General features: G+C 31.6%; 21 protein-coding genes, 1 pseudogene and 1 riboswitch. Of the genes and pseudogenes, 5 read left to right on the top strand and 17 right to left on the bottom strand.

The genetic code is table 11. The annotated features are described in order from the left end of the window. Positions 1-112: 112 nt before the first annotated feature. The 4 genes from HMPREF9129_RS04170 to HMPREF9129_RS04160 are packed head-to-tail and all read right to left on the bottom strand — an operon-like array spanning position 113 to position 2,742. Positions 113-838 carry an aminotransferase class IV gene (locus tag HMPREF9129_RS04170; RefSeq protein WP_004820671.1) on the bottom strand — a complete coding sequence of 242 codons (726 nt, stop codon included), beginning with the start codon at positions 836-838 and terminating at the stop codon, positions 113-115. Next, a complete protein-coding gene (locus tag HMPREF9129_RS12255) occupies positions 835-1,536 on the bottom strand; it encodes an anthranilate synthase component I family protein (RefSeq protein WP_004820669.1) in 702 nt (233 codons plus the stop codon). Before HMPREF9129_RS12255 ends, HMPREF9129_RS04170 begins: the two co-directional genes overlap by 4 nt. Before the next feature lie 20 nt (positions 1,537-1,556). Continuing rightward, complete coding sequence (locus HMPREF9129_RS12250) at positions 1,557-2,162, bottom strand: hypothetical protein (protein ID WP_004820667.1); 606 nt, start codon at positions 2,160-2,162, stop codon at positions 1,557-1,559. After that, positions 2,149-2,742 (bottom strand): anthranilate synthase component II, encoded by a 594-nt coding sequence (locus HMPREF9129_RS04160; RefSeq protein ID WP_004820666.1) that lies wholly within the window; start codon positions 2,740-2,742, stop codon positions 2,149-2,151. The genes HMPREF9129_RS12250 and HMPREF9129_RS04160 overlap by 14 nt, the downstream gene beginning before the upstream one ends. 190 nt (positions 2,743-2,932) lie before the next feature. On the opposite strand from HMPREF9129_RS04160, the gene HMPREF9129_RS04155 reads away from it, so the two are divergent. Beyond that, positions 2,933-4,228: a bifunctional folylpolyglutamate synthase/dihydrofolate synthase gene (locus tag HMPREF9129_RS04155; RefSeq protein WP_040552298.1), complete on the top strand. Its 1,296-nt coding sequence runs from the start codon at positions 2,933-2,935 to the stop codon at positions 4,226-4,228. 71 nt (positions 4,229-4,299) lie between these two features. On the opposite strand, the gene HMPREF9129_RS11950 is transcribed toward HMPREF9129_RS04155, so the two are convergent. From HMPREF9129_RS11950 to HMPREF9129_RS04130, 6 genes are all read right to left on the bottom strand, one after another. Then, positions 4,300-4,485 carry a hypothetical protein gene (locus HMPREF9129_RS11950; protein ID WP_218916023.1) on the bottom strand — a complete coding sequence of 62 codons (186 nt, stop codon included), beginning with the start codon at positions 4,483-4,485 and terminating at the stop codon, positions 4,300-4,302. 481 nt (positions 4,486-4,966) lie between these two features. Next, positions 4,967-5,212 (bottom strand): hypothetical protein, encoded by a 246-nt coding sequence (locus HMPREF9129_RS12925; protein ID WP_004820657.1) that lies wholly within the window; start codon positions 5,210-5,212, stop codon positions 4,967-4,969. Continuing rightward, positions 5,209-5,409 carry a DUF4825 domain-containing protein gene (locus HMPREF9129_RS12920; RefSeq protein ID WP_004820655.1) on the bottom strand — a complete coding sequence of 67 codons (201 nt, stop codon included), beginning with the start codon at positions 5,407-5,409 and terminating at the stop codon, positions 5,209-5,211. The genes HMPREF9129_RS12925 and HMPREF9129_RS12920 overlap by 4 nt, the downstream gene beginning before the upstream one ends. 1 nt (position 5,410) lies before the next feature. Next, a complete protein-coding gene (locus HMPREF9129_RS04140) occupies positions 5,411-6,253 on the bottom strand; it encodes a DegV family protein (protein WP_004820654.1) in 843 nt (280 codons plus the stop codon). 8 nt (positions 6,254-6,261) lie between these two features. After that, positions 6,262-7,605 (bottom strand): phosphoglucosamine mutase, encoded by a 1,344-nt coding sequence (gene glmM / locus HMPREF9129_RS04135; RefSeq protein ID WP_004820652.1) that lies wholly within the window; start codon positions 7,603-7,605, stop codon positions 6,262-6,264. A gap of 1 nt (position 7,606) precedes the next feature. Continuing rightward, complete coding sequence (locus tag HMPREF9129_RS04130; protein WP_004820649.1) at positions 7,607-8,920, bottom strand: CCA tRNA nucleotidyltransferase; 1,314 nt, start codon at positions 8,918-8,920, stop codon at positions 7,607-7,609. Positions 8,921-9,022: 102 nt separating this feature from the next. Between HMPREF9129_RS04130 and HMPREF9129_RS04125 the strand changes: the two genes are divergently transcribed. From HMPREF9129_RS04125 to HMPREF9129_RS10950, 3 genes and pseudogenes are all read left to right on the top strand, one after another. Next, positions 9,023-9,781 carry a hypothetical protein gene (locus HMPREF9129_RS04125; RefSeq protein WP_004820647.1) on the top strand — a complete coding sequence of 253 codons (759 nt, stop codon included), beginning with the start codon at positions 9,023-9,025 and terminating at the stop codon, positions 9,779-9,781. Between the two features lie 17 nt (positions 9,782-9,798). Beyond that, complete coding sequence (locus tag HMPREF9129_RS10580; protein WP_004820645.1) at positions 9,799-10,695, top strand: copper amine oxidase N-terminal domain-containing protein; 897 nt, start codon at positions 9,799-9,801, stop codon at positions 10,693-10,695. Between the two features lie 135 nt (positions 10,696-10,830). Then, positions 10,831-12,294, top strand: a pseudogene (locus HMPREF9129_RS10950) (IS1182 family transposase). A gap of 56 nt (positions 12,295-12,350) precedes the next feature. On the opposite strand, the gene HMPREF9129_RS04105 reads toward HMPREF9129_RS10950, so the two are convergent. Genes HMPREF9129_RS04105 through HMPREF9129_RS04090 form a run of 4 tightly spaced genes read right to left on the bottom strand, consistent with a single transcriptional unit; the run spans position 12,351 to position 15,101 of the window. Next, positions 12,351-13,082 carry an ABC transporter ATP-binding protein gene (locus HMPREF9129_RS04105; RefSeq protein ID WP_040552519.1) on the bottom strand — a complete coding sequence of 244 codons (732 nt, stop codon included), beginning with the start codon at positions 13,080-13,082 and terminating at the stop codon, positions 12,351-12,353. A gap of 1 nt (position 13,083) precedes the next feature. Further along, positions 13,084-14,061 carry an ABC transporter substrate-binding protein gene (locus tag HMPREF9129_RS04100; RefSeq protein WP_004820637.1) on the bottom strand — a complete coding sequence of 326 codons (978 nt, stop codon included), beginning with the start codon at positions 14,059-14,061 and terminating at the stop codon, positions 13,084-13,086. Between the two features lies 1 nt (position 14,062). Continuing rightward, the gene (locus tag HMPREF9129_RS04095) at positions 14,063-14,800 is read right to left on the bottom strand and encodes an ABC transporter permease (RefSeq protein ID WP_257009159.1); all 738 of its coding nucleotides are present in this window, start codon (positions 14,798-14,800) and stop codon (positions 14,063-14,065) included. A gap of 4 nt (positions 14,801-14,804) precedes the next feature. Beyond that, positions 14,805-15,101 carry a thiamine-binding protein gene (locus HMPREF9129_RS04090; RefSeq protein ID WP_004820634.1) on the bottom strand — a complete coding sequence of 99 codons (297 nt, stop codon included), beginning with the start codon at positions 15,099-15,101 and terminating at the stop codon, positions 14,805-14,807. 40 nt (positions 15,102-15,141) lie between these two features. Further along, positions 15,142-15,234: riboswitch (TPP riboswitch) on the bottom strand. Between the two features lie 79 nt (positions 15,235-15,313). Between HMPREF9129_RS04090 and HMPREF9129_RS04085 the strand changes: the two genes are divergently transcribed. Further along, entirely contained in the window at positions 15,314-16,018 is a 705-nt protein-coding gene (locus HMPREF9129_RS04085) for a TatD family hydrolase (RefSeq protein ID WP_004820632.1), read from the top strand. A 46-nt stretch (positions 16,019-16,064) separates the two neighbouring features. On the opposite strand, the gene HMPREF9129_RS04080 is transcribed toward HMPREF9129_RS04085, so the two are convergent. From HMPREF9129_RS04080 to HMPREF9129_RS11930, 3 genes are all read right to left on the bottom strand, one after another. Next, entirely contained in the window at positions 16,065-17,213 is a 1,149-nt protein-coding gene (locus HMPREF9129_RS04080) for a YibE/F family protein (protein ID WP_004820630.1), read from the bottom strand. A gap of 76 nt (positions 17,214-17,289) precedes the next feature. Then, positions 17,290-18,423, bottom strand: coding sequence for a 5'-nucleotidase C-terminal domain-containing protein (locus HMPREF9129_RS11935; RefSeq protein ID WP_004820629.1), 1,134 nt, complete (start codon positions 18,421-18,423; stop codon positions 17,290-17,292). Next, the gene (locus tag HMPREF9129_RS11930) at positions 18,384-19,400 is read right to left on the bottom strand and encodes a metallophosphoesterase (protein WP_004820626.1); all 1,017 of its coding nucleotides are present in this window, start codon (positions 19,398-19,400) and stop codon (positions 18,384-18,386) included. The genes HMPREF9129_RS11935 and HMPREF9129_RS11930 overlap by 40 nt, the downstream gene beginning before the upstream one ends. Between the last annotated feature and the right edge of the window lie 55 nt (positions 19,401-19,455).

The following is a 19,455-nucleotide window of genomic DNA, read 5'->3' as shown; positions in this document are numbered from 1 at the left end:
TTTTTGTAATCCTCAATTTAACTAGAATATATTATTAATTTAATATTTACTGTGTTTAGATTTTACCTATACAAAAAGCTCACAGCCTCTCAAATAAGAGAAGCTATGAGCTCTATAATTTTAATATTTTTTCTGTGTATTCAGTTTTTATAAATTTAATGTCATCTATACTCTTAACAAATCTCTTCTTCATAAGCGAGTTAGTACAGATGCAAGCGTCAAAATTTTCTACTTCTTCAAATGGTATGTGCCTTATTTCATACTGTATATTTTCTTCATCAAACTTTTTGATAAGATTTTTTCTATATATTCCGGGTAACAAACCATCTTCAACCGGCGCTGTAACAACCATACAATCTTTTATAAAGAATAGATTTGTATAACTGCCTTCTGTCACATTCCCATCTTGGTTGAGAAATACAACTTCATCATATCCATCTGACTTGGCATTTGCCAATACTTCATGATTTAAAAGGTAGTTGTTGGTTTTGTGGTTATTTAAGAGATTATTTTTATCCCTTATTTCTTTTGCCAATTTTAGTTTTAAGCCACTCTGAAATTTTTCATCTGTATAGTCAGTAAGTCTAGTTTCTATATGCAGACTGTATTTTTCAAAATTTTCTAAAACCATTATTCTAACTGCGCCATCTATATTCAAATCAAGCTTTTGAATTTCTAGCTCTATATCTTTTTCTATCCCATCAGAACAAATTTTTAAAAATTCCATTGAGTTTTTAAGCCTTTGTAGATGGTCTTCAAAATATTCAAGTTTTAAATTTTTTATCTTTATGGTTTCAAAAAGTCCTTTGCCATATTTTATTCCATCTGACTGCTTCACTTCAGTGCCTCTATTAATTTTAGCGATTTTTGCAATGACTCATTGTACTCATCTTTAACTTCTGAATCCCAAGTCACTGCACCTCCACCTGAAAAATAGCAGTCTTCGCCCTTTTTTAATATCGTTCTGATCAATATATTCAAGTCTGAGTTTTCATTAAATGAAATATACCCTAGTGAACCCGTATATACATTTCTCTTATATTTTTCTACCTTGTCAATCGCTTCAATGGCTGTCAGTTTTGGAGCACCGGTTATTGACCCCCCCGGGAAAATATTTTTTATAAGACTGTATATGTCTTCTTCATCTCTTAATTCCCCTACAATTGTGGCGACTAGATGGTGTACACTTTCGTAGCTCTCAAGTCTGTAATTTTCAATTGCCTTAACTGTTTCATATTTACATGAAAGACTTAGATCATTTCTCATAAGGTCCACAATCATCAACAACTCAGAGACATTCTTTTCGCTATTTAACAACTCAGCTTTTAATTTTTCATCTTCTTCTTTGTCAGCAGATCTCTTTATAGTTCCCTTTATAGGCCTTGCTTCCACCATTCTATCTTTACACTTAAAAAATCTTTCAGGTGATGAAGATAGTATTTGATAATCTCCAAAATCCATATATGTCATAAAGTCAGCTTTGTTTATATTTCTTAAATTTATATATAAATCATATGGGTCTCTATCGCTTTTCACTGTGAATTGTTGAGTTAGGTTTACTTCATATACAAATCCTTTTTTATCATTTCTCTAACTTGATCAAAGGCAACTCCATATTCTTCTTCTGAAATTCCCTTAATCATTTCTTCAGTGTGATATTCAGTTGGAACTATTTCTCTATAATAAAATATTTCTTCGATATCTCTTATATCTTCTCCATCCACGTATATTATATTAAATTCTTTTGAAACATTGTCATATTCTACAACTTTGAAATAAATTCCAAAAAATGCGTCATATATGTCTACATTTTTTTCAGCTTTTAAAACTACATTGCAATTTTCTTCTGTAAAGTCATATGAAAGATATCCAACAGCACCTCCGATAAAATCTCTATCGTCTTCTACAAAATATTCTTTCATAAGCTCTCTTAAAACATCTAACGGATTTTTATGAATTTTGAAATTCTTAAGTCCTTCTACTTCTGTGTCAAATCCCTTGGATTTAACTATTATCTTTGGCTCAAACCCGAAGTAAGATTTATTTCCCTGATGTGAATTCCCCTTTGCACTATCTAAGAAAAATGGATAGCTTTTTTCTCTTATATTAAATAACAGCTCCTCCGGAGCTATGTTTGTATCAATGTGCTTAGTTTTTATCATTTCTTACCTCTGCCAAAAAATTTTCTATCATCTTTAAACCAAAGTCTGTACCAACAGATTCAGGATGAAACTGTACTGTTTCAATTTTCATATCTTTATCTCTAAATCCCATTATAACTCCGTCACTTGTTCTTGATGTTATCTTCATTCCATTGTATTTATCATCTACAAACAAATCTTCTTTTGCAACTAGTGAATGGTATCTCATAACAGTTACAGGATTTGGTATATTTTTAAACACGCCTTGTCCATCATGTGTTATCTCGCTCATCTTGCCGTGCATTGGACGTTTGCCTTCCACAACTTCTACACCTCTTGAAACTGCAAAAACTTGATGCCCTAAGCATATTCCCAAGATTGGATACTTGCCTTGTAGTTCTTTAAGTATCTCCAAACTTATCTTTGATTCCTCCGGAGTTTTAGGCCCTGGAGAAATAACGATTGCCTCAGGATTTAATTTTATTATTTCATCTATTTTTATCTCATCATTTTTTTTAACTACAACTTTTTCTTTTAAAATATTTAGATACGTAACAACATTGTACGTAAACGAGTCATAATTATCTATCATTAAAATCATTTTTTCACCTAATTCATTTTGTATTTAATTCGATTTTACATCTTTTTTAATGCCTTTATTAAGTAGTATAATAGAAATATAATTGAAGTATATTTGCTAATATTATCGTAGTCTAACTCTTGACTGCCTTATTTTACTTTGATAGTATCGATTATAAATTAATATGTTATTTATTACAAGCGAGGAAAAAATGAATACAGAAAACAAACAATTAAAAACTTTTGATGATTATGTAGATTGGATGTACGACAGAGGCTCCAGCGGAGAAAAGCATACTATGGAAAACGTAGGTAGACTTCTTGCTGCTTTTGATAATCCTCAAGATAAAATTAAAGCTATACATGTTGCAGGTACAAATGGTAAGGGCTCTACTTGTCATTACTTAGAAAGTGCTTTATCTGCTACTTCAAAATGCGGCCTGTTTATATCTCCTTATATGGAAACTATATTAGAATCAATTTCTATAAATGGCGTTCAAATATCTGACAAAGATTTTATGAAGTATATTGATGAATTAAAACCTGTTGTTGAAACTTTAGACGCTGAAGGATTCCACAACACTTATTTTGAAGTTTTAACTGCAATAATGTACAGATATTTTTATGATCAAAAAGTTGATGTGGCAGTTATAGAAGTTGGTTTAGGAGGTCGTGTAGATTCAACCAACATTATAAAAGCGCCTCTTGCTTCAGTAATCGTTACTATTTCTATGGACCATGTTAATATTTTGGGAAATACTATAGAAGAAATTGCTGAAAACAAAGGTGGAATTATAAAAGACAATCGTCCGGTCTTTGTATATCCTCAAAAACCTGAAGTTATGTCAGTTTTAAGAGAAATAGCAAGTGAACACAACTCAGAATTCTTTACTTTCTCACCAGATGAAATTAAAGACATTGAGCTTTCACCTGAAAACAATCAATTTAGTTTTAGAAACTTCACAAATGCCAAGACAAAACTTGTTGGAGTACACCAACTTTACAATGTTTCTCTTGCTCTTATGGTTCTTGAACGCTTTAAAGATGAATTTAATTTAACTGATGATATAATCAAAGAATCAATTTTTAATACCGAAAACCATGGTAGACTTGAAGTTATATCTGAAAATCCTAAAGTTTTGATCGATGGAAGTCACAATGCTGAAGCTATTGAAGCTTTACTTGAATCATTAAAGGCATTTAAATACAATAGATTGATAGTTGGCTTTAGTATTTTAAAAGATAAAGATTACAACTATGTAATTTCAAAACTATCTTCTATCGCAGATGAATTAATCATAACAAACATAGACAATCCTCGAGCTTTTGAACTTGAAGATTTGAAGAAAGAAGTTTTAAAGAAAACTGAAAATGTAACTGCTATAGCTGATAGAATTGAAGCTTATGAATACTCAAAATCTCGTGCTAAAGATGGAGATTTAGTATTGTGGTGTGGTTCTCTATATCTAATCAGAGAATTCAGACTTTATGAAAAAAATAAAAAGTAAATAAAAAATCGGTTTATAATGTCCATTGGAACTCAGTACTCCAATGGATGTTTTTTTAACCGATAAATTTTTCACGCTTTAAAAATTTCCTTTGTTCTATGAATAACTACTATGTTTTTTATATCATTATTTTTTTCTACATAAATTTTTGCATTTAAATTTTCTATTCTATCCCATGGTGAAAGTAGATAATATCCACTTACAACACTCTTTTCCGATTTTTCATCTTTGTATTTACACTTAATCCTAGCTGTCATATAACTTCCTATTCTAACCATATTATTTGGTATAATCTCTGTTATAAAACAATCATAACACACACCTTCTTTTTTAATTTTTTAGTTTATTATTATTAAGCTTTGCTTTTATTAAAAGTAGAAAACTGACAACTATCCATAAAATTCCATTGTATAAAATAGCTACATTTCCCCCATAAAATAACCAAATTAATCCTACTAAAAAAAAATGGAATTCCAAATCCCAGTCCAATAAATTTACCAAGTAAATGCCAAGGAGTCTCTATAATTTTCATTAAATCTTCCTTTCCTCAATTTAAATGCATAAAATTACTAAATAAATACTAGCTATCTAGTTTAGAAATTATCATTCAATAAATTAATTGTCAATATATTTTCATTTTATACCTATACTCTCTACTCTTAGAACAACAAAATTTAATTTCAAAATATTAAATATAAAAAAACCTTCCTTATGATTGGTAAGGAAGGAGCTTTCACTTTATTTTGACTCATCTAAATTAACTTTATCTATATATTCTTGTAATTTATCATCATCTTTATTTAATTCATTTAAATTTGTTCCGTTGGCTTCCAATATTAAATCAACTGCCCCTCTTGAAAAAGAGCTCAATTCTTTTTGATTATTAAAATATCTTAGCTCTCCTAAATTTTCAATCATTGCAAATGTAACTACTGCTTGGTCAAAAAAACTTGCCTCTTGTTGACCTTCAAGATTTACATTCAATCCATAAGGTTCTTTTCTGACTGAATTTCAATTGATTTATATTTTAAGCCATTCGGATAATTTAGTCCGCTTACTATTCCAATAACTTTTGAATTATCTCCAACATACTTTGTCTTATATTGTTGAAGTCCTTCTTGTTTCTTTGAACAAGCTACTAAATAAAAAACTGCAAATAAAATTGTACATATTTTTTTCATATTAAAATCCTACAACAATTCCTCCTATATCTGCATATCCTGTAGCAAGCCCTTTAGTGTGTACTATTAATATGTCTTTAAATTTATAGAGTTCTTTTGCTTTTTCCGCTAGCAATTGTGCTTTTTCTAAACCATCAGCATGAGATATTACCAAAATTCTCTCTTCTAAATTTTCTGCTATATTCCCTATTTCTTTAGCTAGCTTGAGTAGAGATTTTTTAAATCCTCTATTTATTTCGTGAATAGTAATTTCCCCTTCTCTGGTAGCCTTCATAATAGGTCTTATATTTAATGCTGTTGCAATTAATCCGGTAGTTTTTTTAATTCTTCCATTTTTAATTAAATTATCTAGGTTTTCTAATATGAAAAATGTATGATTGTCTTCTACAGCTTTTTCTATTTTCTCTACTTGTTCATCAAATCTAAGCTCTTCTTTCATTATTTCATCAATCTTTAATAATAAAGATAATTGTCCTGCACTTGCTGATTTTGAATTTATAATATAAACTTGTTTTTCAGGATGTTCTTTTAAAAACTCTTCTCTTGCTATCACGGCAGCATTGTTTGATCCCGATAATATTTCAGATATTGTCACAATTAAAATTTTATCTTCTTCGCATTGATTTAACTTTTCTAGATAGTCATATGGCGATGGGCATGAAGTTCTTATAGGGTTTTTTGTCTGTTTCATAGCCTCTTTAAACTCATTTAAATTTAAATTTTCGTCATCTACATATTCAACATCTTCTATATCTATCTTAAATGAGACTAACAAAACTCTTAATTTTTTTTCTAATTCTTCACTTATATCGCAAGACGTGTCTGCTATTATTCTATAATCCATTTCTCCTCCTAATTTAATTTAAGTTCTATAAAGTTAGCAAGTTCTCTTGCTTTTGCTTCCATCAATTCTTTATCTTCGCCTTCAATCATAACTCTAATCAAAGGTTCTGTTCCTGACGGTCTAATTACAACTCTACCATTTCCGCCAAATTCATTTTCTATTTTTTCTATTTCGTCTTTAACTCCCGGAAAACTCATATAATTATTTTTTAAATCGTTTCTAACTTTTGCATTTACTAGAACTTGAGGATATGACGTCATTAAATTATTTAATTCACTCAACTCTTTTCCGGTTTTCTTTGCTACTTCTAATAAATGAAGTCCTGTGGCAAGTCCATCTCCTGTGGTGTTATATTCTAAAAATACAACGTGCCCTGATTGTTCAGCACCTATTACATAGTCTTTTGATATCATTTTTTCTAAGATATATCTATCTCCCACTTTAGTTTGAACAAGATTTACACCGATTGTATCCAAATATTTCTTAAGTCCTATATTCGACATAATTGTTCCAACAACAGTATTGTTTTTCAATCTGTCATTTTCTTTTAGATAAGTTGCACAGATTGCAAGTATATGGTCTCCATCAATTAAGTTACCTTTTTCATCAACTGCTATTATTCTGTCTGCATCTCCATCGAAACTCATTCCCATATCAGCTCTCGTTTCAAGAACTAAATTTCTTATTAGTTCAGGATTTGTCGAACCACAGTTGTCGTTTATGTTCATTCCATTTGGCTTGTCATTTACTGCCACAACTTCTGCCCCAATCTCTTCTAAAACATTTTGTGCAATTTTATATAGAGCTCCATTTCCAATGTCTATGGCAACCTTCATTCCGGTTAGATCCACATTTGAAATTTCAATTAAATATTCTTCATATTTTTTAAGCAAGTCTTCACTATAAGTCATTGTTCCAACATCTTCATGAGTAGCATTTTTATATATTTTTGTATCGTCAAATATCAATTCTTCTATTTGTTCTTCAACCTTATCAGGTAATTTATATCCATCTGATGAGAAAAATTTTATTCCGTTGTGTTCGAAAGGATTGTGAGAGGCTGAAATAACTACTCCGGCCAGATATTCTCCTGTTCTTGTCAAATAAGCTATCCCCGGAGTGGGTATTACTCCTGCAACTTCTACATCAAGTCCTATTGACATAAGTCCACTCACAAGAGCTGCTTTTAAAAGTTCTCCTGAAAGTCTTGTATCTTGACCTACTACAACTTTTCCTTTTTTATCTTTTGAAAGTACATATCCCGCTGCTCTTCCCACTTTGTATGCAAGTTGAGGCGTAAGTTCAAGATTTGCTACCCCTCTTATTCCGTCAGTTCCAAATAATTTACCCATGTTAACCTCTATTTTTTAAAATTTCTATAAGATAGTCTTTTTTGTTAAGCTCAGGCTTATCCAAGACAATTTCTTCAAGATATCTAAGTATATTTCCTATTTCTTTTCCTTCTCTATACCCAAGTGCCTTTATATCATTGCCATTTAAGCATAAAAACTTTTCTTTTGCAATATCTTCTTTTAAGAGTCCTTTTGCTCTCTCCCTTATCTTAAGTAAAAAATCTATATCTCTACCCTCAGTTGTACACATTCTATCCGCAATCATTAAGCTGTATAAATCTAAAATATTGTCCGAACCCACTCTTCTTAACTGCCTTCTCAATGCCTTATCTGATATTTCTTCATGTACCTTCATATGCTCAGAAATTAAAATTTGAACTCTTCCTATAAAGGCTTTTGAATAACCAAATTTTCTTAAAATCTCTCCAGACATTTTTGCTCCAATTTCATCATGCCCATAAAAATGACCTTGACCATTTTCATCAACAGAAAAAGTTTTTGGTTTAGCTATATCGTGTAACAACCCTGAAACTCTCTGTTTCAAGTTTTTTTCTGTACTGTCTACAACACACTTTATATGGTCAAACACAGTTTTGTCATGATATTTAGTCCTCTGTTCAAATCCTATACAATCGTGTAGTTCAGGAATTATATATTTTAAAGCATCAGTCTTGGCCAAGAGTTCAAGCCCTATCGAAGGTCTTTCAGAAAGCAATATCTTATCAATTTCAATTTTTAATCTCTCATTTGCAACGCTTCTCAAAAGATATGCATTGTCTATAATTGAGTTTAGAGTTTTCTCTTCTATTTCAAAATTTAGAACAGTCGCAAACCTTATTGCTCTAATCATCCTAAGTGCATCTTCTCTAAATCTCTCTTCAGGATCGCCAACTGTTCTTATGATTTTATCTTCTAAATCTTTTCTTCCACCATGCAAATCTAAAATTTTACCTTCATACATTGCCATAGCATTTATGGTAAAATCTCTTCGCTTTAAATCTTCTCTGACATCGTCTGTAAAAATAACTTCATCAGGATGCCTTGAATCAGTATGCCCCAGTTCAGTTCTAAACGTTGTAATTTCAAAGTGCTCATCTTCAATTATCACAGTGATAGTCCCATATCTCTTGCCCAAAGCCAAAGTCTTATATTCTTTAAATACTTTTATTATTTCTTCCGGCAAGGCACTTGTTGCAACATCATAATCATGAGGAGTTTTGCCGAGTAATATATCCCTGACAGAACCGCCAACCATATATGCTTCATATCCGGCACTCATCAATCTTATTAATACTTCTTCAATTTTACTTTGCATAGCATCACCTTTTTTATTATACCATATTCCTCACAATTCAGTTACTATACAGACGTTACTTGTTGAGAAACTCGTGGTATAATGTAACAAAAGGAGGATTACATGAAAAAATTAATAATAACTACTCTATTACTTAGTTTAATGCTAAGCGCATGTAATAAGAAACCGGCTGATGATAAGACAAGCACTAAAAAGGGAAATACCGTTGAAGTGTTGACAAATCAAAATACTGACGAGAAAAAGGTTACTCAGGCAGAAGATACAGATGCTGATAAAAAGAAAGATACAGCTGATGAAAAGAATTCTGCTAAAAATAATGACATTAAAGATACTGACATAGTTTCACTTATTAAAAATTCAGATTACATTTCTCGTATTCGTATAACTGCAGCAGGTTCTTCTACTGATGTAAATTTCATTGAAGATTACAGAGGAGACCTTTCAAACATAGTCTTGGATATTCCAAAAGGTCTTAAAGAAAATCGTGAATATATTTTATTCTATGTAGATGGAAAAGATGGAAAAATAGCTCCTGTTTCTGAAGATTCAGCATTTATTGAGCTAAGTGGTTCTGACGATAGCAGACTTAAATTCTTAGATAAAGAATTTGGCGTGAAATCAAGTCCTGGCATTGTTGACAACACCACTGCAAAAGACTCTAAAAAATCCACTACTAAAGATTCCACTAAGTCATCAAATGATTCTAAATTAGAAAAACCATCTTCTAAATCTACTAAAGATGTTAAAACTACTGATAGAGAATCTTTAAAAGCTACTGATGAAAATTCAAAGACCACAAAAGAAACTACGGCAACTAAAGACGGTTCAAAAACTACGAAAGAAACTAAACCTACTAAATAAATTAAGGAGTTTATAGAATGAAAAGATTTTTGATATTTTGTCTTGCACTTTTAATTGCAACTCCGGTATTTGCAAAAGACATTAAAATCACCCTAGACGGAAAAGAAATAAAGAGCGATGTTTCTGCATATATTGAAAACGACAGAACCCTTGTGCCAATAAGATTTATATCCGAACAACTTGGCTACGAAGTTAAGTGGAATGACGAGACAAGAGTTGTAAATATCTTAGATAAAAACAAAGCTATCGAACTTAAAATTGACTCTAAAGATATTAAAGTAAATGGGAAAGATTTAAAGATGGATGTTGCTCCAGTGATAAAAAGAGATAGGACTTTTGTCCCATTGAGATTTGTAGCAGAACACATGGGACTAAAAGTTGATTGGGATGCTACTTCCTACACTGTAATTTTACAGACACAAAATCAATCTCCATACTTTTCTGAAATTAATGGCTTATTAAAAGAATTAAATTCTAAAAATGAAGAACTTAAAAAATATTTCTTTGCCGGAGAAGAAAAATATTCTCGAGCTGAAATTGAAAGTAAATTTGAAGTCTTGAGAAATGACATCCAAACAACTTTGGATAAGATAAGAAATATGACTGTACCGGCAGAAAATACAACAAGTCACAAATTAATCTTAGAAGTTTCAGACTTAACAAGTGAAATTTTAAAAGAATATCGTACCGGAATTTTAGAAGGAAATAGTGCCCATGCTAAAAAAATTGTAGATATTCAAACTAAACTTGCTGTAAAAACACACGAAGTTGTCAATGCTCTTGAAGCTGAGAAAAACGGTAAGGCTTATACGCCTGACTTAGATACTCAAATATTTAATAGAGCCGGAGAAGTTGATAAAAATAAAAATCCACTTGAAGATGAATTGATACAAAGTTTATTGAGAAAAATATAAGAGGAGAGCTTAAAGCTCTCCTCAGACTGATGACAAAGGTAGGTGCAAAGCGAAAAACATCTACCTTTTTTCATGCATAAATGGCTAAACATGGGCTAATAAGGGTATAAAACTACCAAGAAAGTAGGTGGAAACATGCTGTCCAAAAATAACAAACGAAAAACAGATCAAGTTCAGATGATCTCAGTCGAAGAATTAATCCCTAAAGACCATATACTTAGAAAAATAGATAAATACATAGACTTTGACTTTATCTATGATTTAGTTGAAGATAAATACTGCTTAGATAATGGAAGACCAAGCATAGACCCACTCGTGCTTTTTAAAATCATATTCATTCAATACTTGTTCAACATAAAAAGTATGCGCCAAACAATAAAAGAGATTGAAGTAAACATTGCCTATCGATGGTTTCTAGGCTTTGATTTTTATGATAAGATTCCACACTTTACCACCTTTAGTCAAAACTACAGAAGACGGTTTAAAGATACAAAGATTTTTGAAGAAATCTTTGCAAATATATTAGGTCAAGCAATGGACAAAGGCTTTGTAGATAGCAAAATACAATTTGTCGATGCAACCCACGTAAAAGCCCATGCAAATAGACATAAAAATAAAAGAGAAGAAATAAAAGTCCAAGCAAAAGCCTATCAAGAAGACCTAGAAAAAGAAATCGATGAAGACAGAAAAGAACATGGTAAAAAACCCTTAAAAGAAAAAAGTAAAAGCCAAGAAACAAGAAAAATCACCACGTCCACAACAGATCCAGAAAGTGGACTTTTCCATAAAGGAGAACACAAATAAGTATTCGCCTACAATGTACAAACCTCCTGTGATAAAAACGGCTGGGTCTTAGCCTACAAAATATTTCCAGGCAATCTTCATGACAGCACAAGCTTTATCCCCTTTTATGAAGAAAAATTAAAACAATATCATGCAGAAAAAATAGTCATGGATGCAGGATATAAGACACCAGCCATAGCAAAAAAACTCATTGATGATTCCACGCTACCCGTATTACCCTACACCGCCCCAAAAAGAAAAGTCAAAACAGAAAAGCCCTATTACAAAAAAGATTATGTCTATGATGCATACTATGATTGCTACCTATGCCCAGAAAATCAAGTCCTAGACTATAAAACAACAGATAGACAAGGATATAGACAATATAAAAGTGATAAAAAAGTATGTAAAAACTGTCCAAATCTAAGTATGTGTACTCAAAGTAAAAACCATCAAAAAGTAATCACTAGACACATCTGGCAAAACTATCTTGATATATCAGAAGAATACAGATATACAAATCAAGGAAAAGAAGACTACAGTCGAAGAAAAGAAACAATCGAAAGAATATTTGGAAGTGCTAAAGAATTCCATGGATTTCGATACACCAATATGATTGGTAAAGGAAAAATGGAAATGAAAGCAGCACTTACCTTTGCATGCCTAAATATGAAAAAGTTAGCAACCTTAATGTGTAGATTAGACCCGAATAAGGATCTAATAAGGCATATTTTTACGAATATTTTTAATAAATTATTAAAGCTATTAAAATGCAAACAAACCCAAGGAAAATTCCTGGGTTTGTCTACAACCTGAAGAGAGCTTAAAGCTCTCCTTATTTTAATGCTAACAATTAAATTGTCTATTAAATTTTAAATTCCCAACAATTTTAAAATTTCTTTTTTGTACTCTAGAAATTTTTCTGTGAGAGTGAAATCTCCTTCTGTCTTTTCAACTATTATCTCATTCTCAATTTTTCCAGGAGAGCCAATCATTAGATAGACCCTATCTGAAAGTTCCAATGCTTCATCGATATCATGAGTTATAAAAATTGTAGACAGATTTAAATTTTTACTGATATTCTTGTACCATTTGTGCATTTCTTTTTTCGTTATCGCATCAAGTGCACTAAAAGGCTCATCAAGCAAAACCATTTCGTCAGACGCAAAATAAGTTCTTAAAAACGCCGCTCTCTGTCTCATCCCCCCTGATAGAGAATTTGGATAAGAATTTTCATATCCCAGTAGACCAAACATTTCCAAATATTCTTTTGCCTTATCTATCGCGACTTTCTTTTTAATCCCTTTTATTCTCAACGGTAAAATTATATTTTCCAAAATTGTCTTTTGTTCTATAAGCAAATCTTTCTGTAGCATATAACTTATATGCCCTGGTTTTGAAGTAATATCTTCTTCTTTTAGAAAAACTCTCCCCTTATCAGGACTTTCAACTCCCGAAATTATATTAAAAAGAGTGGTCTTTCCAACTCCACTAAGACCTAAAAGGGAGATTATCTCTCCCTTTCTTAAACTTATAGATATATTTTCAATTATCTTTTTATCTTTGTAGGCTTTTTCTACATTTTTTACTTGTAGTATATTCATATCAGTCTGGTAAATATTCATTGCTATATCCAAAATCTGCCGGTATTTCTTTTTCTATCAAGCCATTTTCAAATAACCAAGCATAGAAATTATTCCAACGTGCTGAGTCAAAATATCCCCACTTCTTTGCATCTGAAATGTATTCATCTTTTAAATACTCTTGACTTGCAATTACCATGTCTTTATCAAGTTCAGGATTGTCCTTTAATAAAATTTCAGCAGCTTCCTTAGGATTTTCAATTGAATATTCATATCCCTTTTTAATTGCTCTTAAAAATGCCTTAACTGTTTCAGGGTCTTCTTTTAAAAATTCATTGTTTGCAATTATTGTTGGTGTGTAGTAATCAAACACAGGATTTATATCCTTAAATGCAAAATAATCTACATCAACATTCTTTACCTTAGCTGCAATTCCATCCCATCCATAGAAAATCCAAACTGCATCTATATCATTTCCAAGTCCTGTAAATATATCTGAGTAGTTTAATGGCACTAACTTAACTTTTGAAAAATCTCCGCCATCTTTTTCAACTACATTCTTTATCATGGCTTGTTCAACATCCATTCCCCAAGTCGCATATTTTTTGCCTTCCATACCCTTAGGTCTGTCCATTCCATTTCCCTTTAGCGATACAATCCCTGATGTATTGTGTTGTACTAAAGCTGCAACATTAGTTACAGGAAGTGGCTCGTCTTGTGCATATGCAGCAGCTATTGTATCTTGGTAATCAACCCCTAATTGAGCTTTCCCAGAGGCAACAAGCACTGGGGCTCCGTCAGCTGGTGGTTGAACTATATCAAGTTCGATTCCTTCTTCTGCAAGATATCCAAGCTCTTTGGCTACATATATTCCAGTGTGATTTGTGTTTGGTGTATAGTCCAAAACAAATGTCAATTTTTTTAAATCTCCTTGTTGTTTTTTGCCACATCCGACTAAAACCAACATCATTATCAACATTAAACTTACAATTTTTTTCATCTTACTCTCCTTTTTTTGTCTTAAGCCATGGCATACTCAAATGTTGAATTAAATCAACTAACTGAATTAATAATATGCTCAAAATTGAAATTAAAAATATTACTGCAAACATCTTGTCAAAAGCATATGACTTTCTAACTCTTGTCATATACACCCCAAGCCCGTTATATCCTCCAAGCCATTCTGAAATTACAGCACCAACTATAGAATATGCCGCTGAAATTCTAAGCCCTGCAAAGAAATATGATCTTACATGAGGTAACTTTGCCATCCACAATGTCTGTAACTTTGTTGCTCCCATTGATTTAAAAAGCCTTATCACATCTGGGTCAACAGATTTAAAGCCATCTAAAACTCCAATCGTCACTGGGAAAAATGTAACCAGCACTATCAAAACTATCTTAGCTTGCATTTCATATCCAAACCACAAAACCAATAGCGGTGCAATTGCTACAGTTGGAATTGTCTGAGTAACTATCAAAATTGGATAAATTGCCTTGTATAGAAATTTAAAATTTTCCATTATTAGTGCCACAATAAATCCCAGGACAACTCCAATTGATAGTCCTAAAAATGCCTCTATCAAAGTTACTCTCGCATGTTCTACAAGCAATGGTAAATCTAACACAAATGCTTTTAGTACATCTGTTGGGCCAGGTAACATATATGCCGGAACAATCTCCAACATAGATAAAACTTGCCACAATAATAAAATACTTAAAATTCCGAGCGCCGGCAAAACCTTATTTATGGTACTTAGATATTTTTTCATCTGTTGTCAAAATATGTTTTTCAGGGCTATACACAAGCTTAATATACGAACTCACAGATGGAGCTCCCGCTTCAATAGCTTTCAACTGACTAAACTTTATAATTTCCATTATCTGCTCTAAGTCACCTTCTACTGTTGTCTCAAAAGGTCCTACATAGTATTCAAGTCCTGTCGAATCTATATAAGCTATTACTTCATCAACTATTCTGACTACTTCTTCATCACTTTCAACTCTTGGCAGAGTTTGAAGTGCAAGTGCACAATTCATTTTATCCCTCCAAATAAAAAAGACTTTAGATAATCTAAAGTCCAAGTATTTAACACTTCCCTACGCTAGAATTATCTATCAGGTTCCAAGGGTCATTTTACAATTCTCAGCTTTCGCTCCCCTAGTGAATCTATTTAATTTACTTTTTATTATAGCACAACATGAAATTTATATTATAATTATTTGTAGAACTTAGTTTTAGGAGAAAAATTATGCTCATAAATGCCCACGACCATTTTAATTTCTATAAAGATTTAGAAAGTGGTTTAAATACAATTGAAAAAAATAAAATAATTACACTTGTAAATTCTATGACCTTTGAAGAATATTTAGAACTAAAAAATAAACATTCAAAAAATCCCCTTATAAAAATTGGACTTGGAATTCATCCTTGGAAAGTAGATGAAAATACCAATCTATTACTTCTAATCGAAGAGATTAAAAATTGTGATTTCATCGGAGAAATTGGTTTAGATTTTTATTGGGATAAGAGAAGTGAAATGTATTCAAAACAAAAAATTATATTTAATGAATTTTTATCTCTTGCCGATGGAAATAAAAAGGTTGTGAATATTCACACTAAAGGCGCTGAAAGAGAAGTTCTAAATTTTTTGAAACAATATAATTTAAAAACTCCAATCATTCATTGGTACAGTGGAGATTTATCTTTAATTGATGAGTATTTATCTATTGGCGCTTATTTTACAATTGGCCCTGATGCCGGCTATTCAAAAAAAACTGATGCAATTATAAATATTTTGCCGATAAACAGAATACTTACTGAAACCGACGGTCCAACTTCTATTGAATGGGTAAATGGAATTTATGCCGAAAGTGATTATATTAAAAACATTCTTAAATATATTTCTAATATCAAAAAAAATAAGTCCTTCAGATTTAGAAGAACAAATTTATAAAAACTATCTCTCTTTAAATATAAAATAGACAAGCCATTAAACTTGTCTATTTTTTTCTGCAATAATAATTTGCTCCTATGATCACCGTAACAGGGATTGTGAGTAACAAACCTATGCTACCTGCCATTGCCCTTATAATTTCTGTGGCAATTGAGTCCAAATTTATTATCTCTGTCATCCTTATTCTATATACAATAAAAAGTATTATTAAGTGAAGTGTACTTCCTACATATGCCAAGATCAAAGTATTTGACATTGAACCCAACATATCTTTTCCAATGTTCATTCCTGATTTAATCATTTCATTTTTACTGATTTCGTTATTTATAGACTTAAGTTCATACAGAGCAGACGCTATTGAAATTGCAACATCCATTATCGCTCCAATCGCCCCAATTAAAATTGTTCCAAATAAAATTCCTTCATAGTTCATATTTCTATACTGTGGTATATAAGCAAGACTTATTGCGCTGTCTTCGGCAAGTCCAGTAAGTGCTGCATATTTCCCAAATATTACAGCAAGTATTCCAGCACATATAACTCCTATCGACGTACCTATTATTGAAATAGTAGTCTTGCTACTCTTGCCCGCAATTATAAATAATGTTCCTATTATTGCAACTATTGAAATTATTATTGATGTCAACAAAGGTGGATAACCTCTTAAAATCAATGGGATGTATACTGCAAATATCATACTCAATGTAAATATTAATGAAAGAAGTGTCTTAACTCCACTTATTCCTCCAAATACACACAACAGTATTATAAATAACCCAACTATCATAAAGACCTGTTTGTCTCTTACTTTTTCTTGTATCTTCACTGTGTCTATGACCGAGTCTTCTTCTGTAACTCTCAATAGTAATTTATCGCCAACTTTAAATATGTAATTACCCGGCATTATTTTTTCTATGGTATGTTTTATGGTCAGCTCTTCACCCTTGTATTTTCCATTTAAAAACTTTACTTTCAAGTGTTGGTATCTTATATCTGCTTCGAGCGGAATATCTCTTTCCTCTTTTGTATCATCATATTCTATTTCTTCAACTCTTGCCTTTAATATCAAATAATCAGTTTCATTTATTTTGTCTTCATAATACTTTCTCATTTCAGAATCTGCAGATACTTTTTCAGCTGTTACCATGTTGGGATAAATCATTAAAATCATTAAAATTAAAATAAGTTTTTTCATATACTCCTCACTTAAAAAGAGAAAAGCCCAATCACTGGGCCTTTCTTCATTAAAAATTTAAGCTTTAAATTCTCATTTAAGCTGCTTTTTTTGTTTCAGCAGTTTGAGTTACTGCTTTTATATAGTCTATTGGCTTTGGAGTTATTTTCTTAGATTCTTTAATTTTTTCAACTAATGCATCTCTTATTGGTACATAAGTTTCATCAACATTAGTTGCCTTGCTAAAGTCATATCCATCTCCACCTGTAAACATAAAGTCGTTTGTAACTACTCTATAAGTTTTTTCCATTTCAATAGGAGTTCCATCAGTCAATGTTATCTTTGTAATCTTTTCCCCATATGGTTTTGCAGGGTCATATTCTACAACTAAACCGCTGAATGCTCCGTCTGTTGTCTTCGGCATATCAATTCCGTGGTCAATAGCTTTTATTAAGTCTGCTCCCTTAAGGTCCATAACAACTAAATAGTTGTCAAATGGCATGATTTCATATAAATCTCCCATTGTTATTTGACCTTTTTCCATAGTTCTTCTAAGTCCACCGCCATTTTGGATAGCGATTTGAGCTTTTCCTTTTTCTGCCATAACTTCACATGCCCAGTATCCTAAAAGTGTGTTTGATCCTTTTGTCTTTCTATCGTGTGTGAATTCAGCAGTAGCTTCTCCAAGAAGTTCGCCTTTGATAGGTTTTAATTCTTCTTGTAGTTCTGTATAGAATTTTTCAGTAGCATTATCTTTTATAATGTTGCTCTTAATTCTATTTCCTTCTAATACTTGAGTATCGATGCTTACTTTCTTTTGATCATCAACTTTAATGTCAACTTGTCCGATCGCTCTGCCATAGCAATAAGCTTGTAGTATAGAAACATCATTTACTTTACCGCTAACTGTTCTATGAGAGTGAGCTGAAAGCACACAGTTAAGCCCCTTAACTTCGTTAGCTAATTTTGCTGCATTACCTGTAATTTCTTTTGTGTCAGATTTTTGATCTGAATCTAAATGAGTTAGTGCTATGATTATATCAGGTGTACCTTCTTTAGCTTTTCCGGCTTTTAAATAGTCAACCCATTCTTGAGCGGATTTAACCGGATCTCTAAATTCATAACCGGCAACATACTCTGCTTTAGTTAATGTAGCTGTTTCAGGGTGAGCAAGTCCTATTACACCAATTTTTAAATTATTTTTTCTATAATCATATATGGTTTTGCCCAATCAACTGGCTTATTAGTTTTCTTATCATAGATGTTTGAAGCAAGATAAGTGAAGTTACCTTCTTTACCCCAATTACCTATCTTGTCAGCTCCCCAATCAAATTCGTGGTTTCCAACTGCTGATGCAACTATTCCCATACCTTTCATCATTGCAGTAACTGGTTTACCCATAGTTAAATTTGAGTCGCTAGTTCCTTGGTAGTTATCTCCACCAGCTAATACAATTGTATTAGGATGTTTTTCTTTAAATTCGTTAACATAACCTACCATTTTAGCCATACCAATATTTCTCTTCTTACCTGTAACTTCTTCACTGATATTTCCGTGGAAGTCATTGAAGTATAGAATATGGATTCCGTCTTTTTCAACAGCTCCGAATACAACGCCAATTTCTTTAGCTTTTTCTTCAGAAATTACATTAGTTTTTACTAAGTATTCTCCTAAAGTGTATCCTGTGTTGTCATTCATTTTTTGATTTAAAGCTCCCATTATATATTTAGCAGCTTCTTGTTTTGTTATTTTTGAATTGATATCATCATCTTTTGACAATAATCCAATTTCTTTTGAAATCTTGTCAGCATCTTTATATGCTTTGTTTGAATCGTAAGATAACCCTCTTAAAATAAATGCGATAAATTCTTGTTTACTTAAATTTGAATTAGGGTCATAAGATTTTTCTGATTTACCCTTAGTTAGATTTAAATCAAAACCTAGTCCTGCATAGCCTTTAAACCATTCTGGAACATCTGTAAAAGGATTTAATTTTACATTTTTTTCACTTTCTGCTACCTTTTGAGAATATCCCAAAGCTTTTAAGACCATTGTAAGTCCTTCTGCTCTTGTTAAATCACTTTTTAATTTTTCTTCTGTATTTTCTTTATCAAGCAATTCAACTTTTTGAAGTTTTTCAACATCTGTAGGTTGAGTAGCCGCAGCAAAAACGGTTTGGAAACTTGATGTCAATAATAAAACAGACATAATAAGTGATAATAACACTTTTTACTATTTTCTATAAAACTACCTCCTTTGTTTT

The organism is Peptoniphilus indolicus ATCC 29427 (assembly GCF_000227315.1).
Classification (GTDB): Bacteria; Bacillota; Clostridia; order Tissierellales; family Peptoniphilaceae; genus Peptoniphilus; species Peptoniphilus indolicus.
This window is presented reverse-complemented; position numbering and strand designations above follow the sequence as displayed.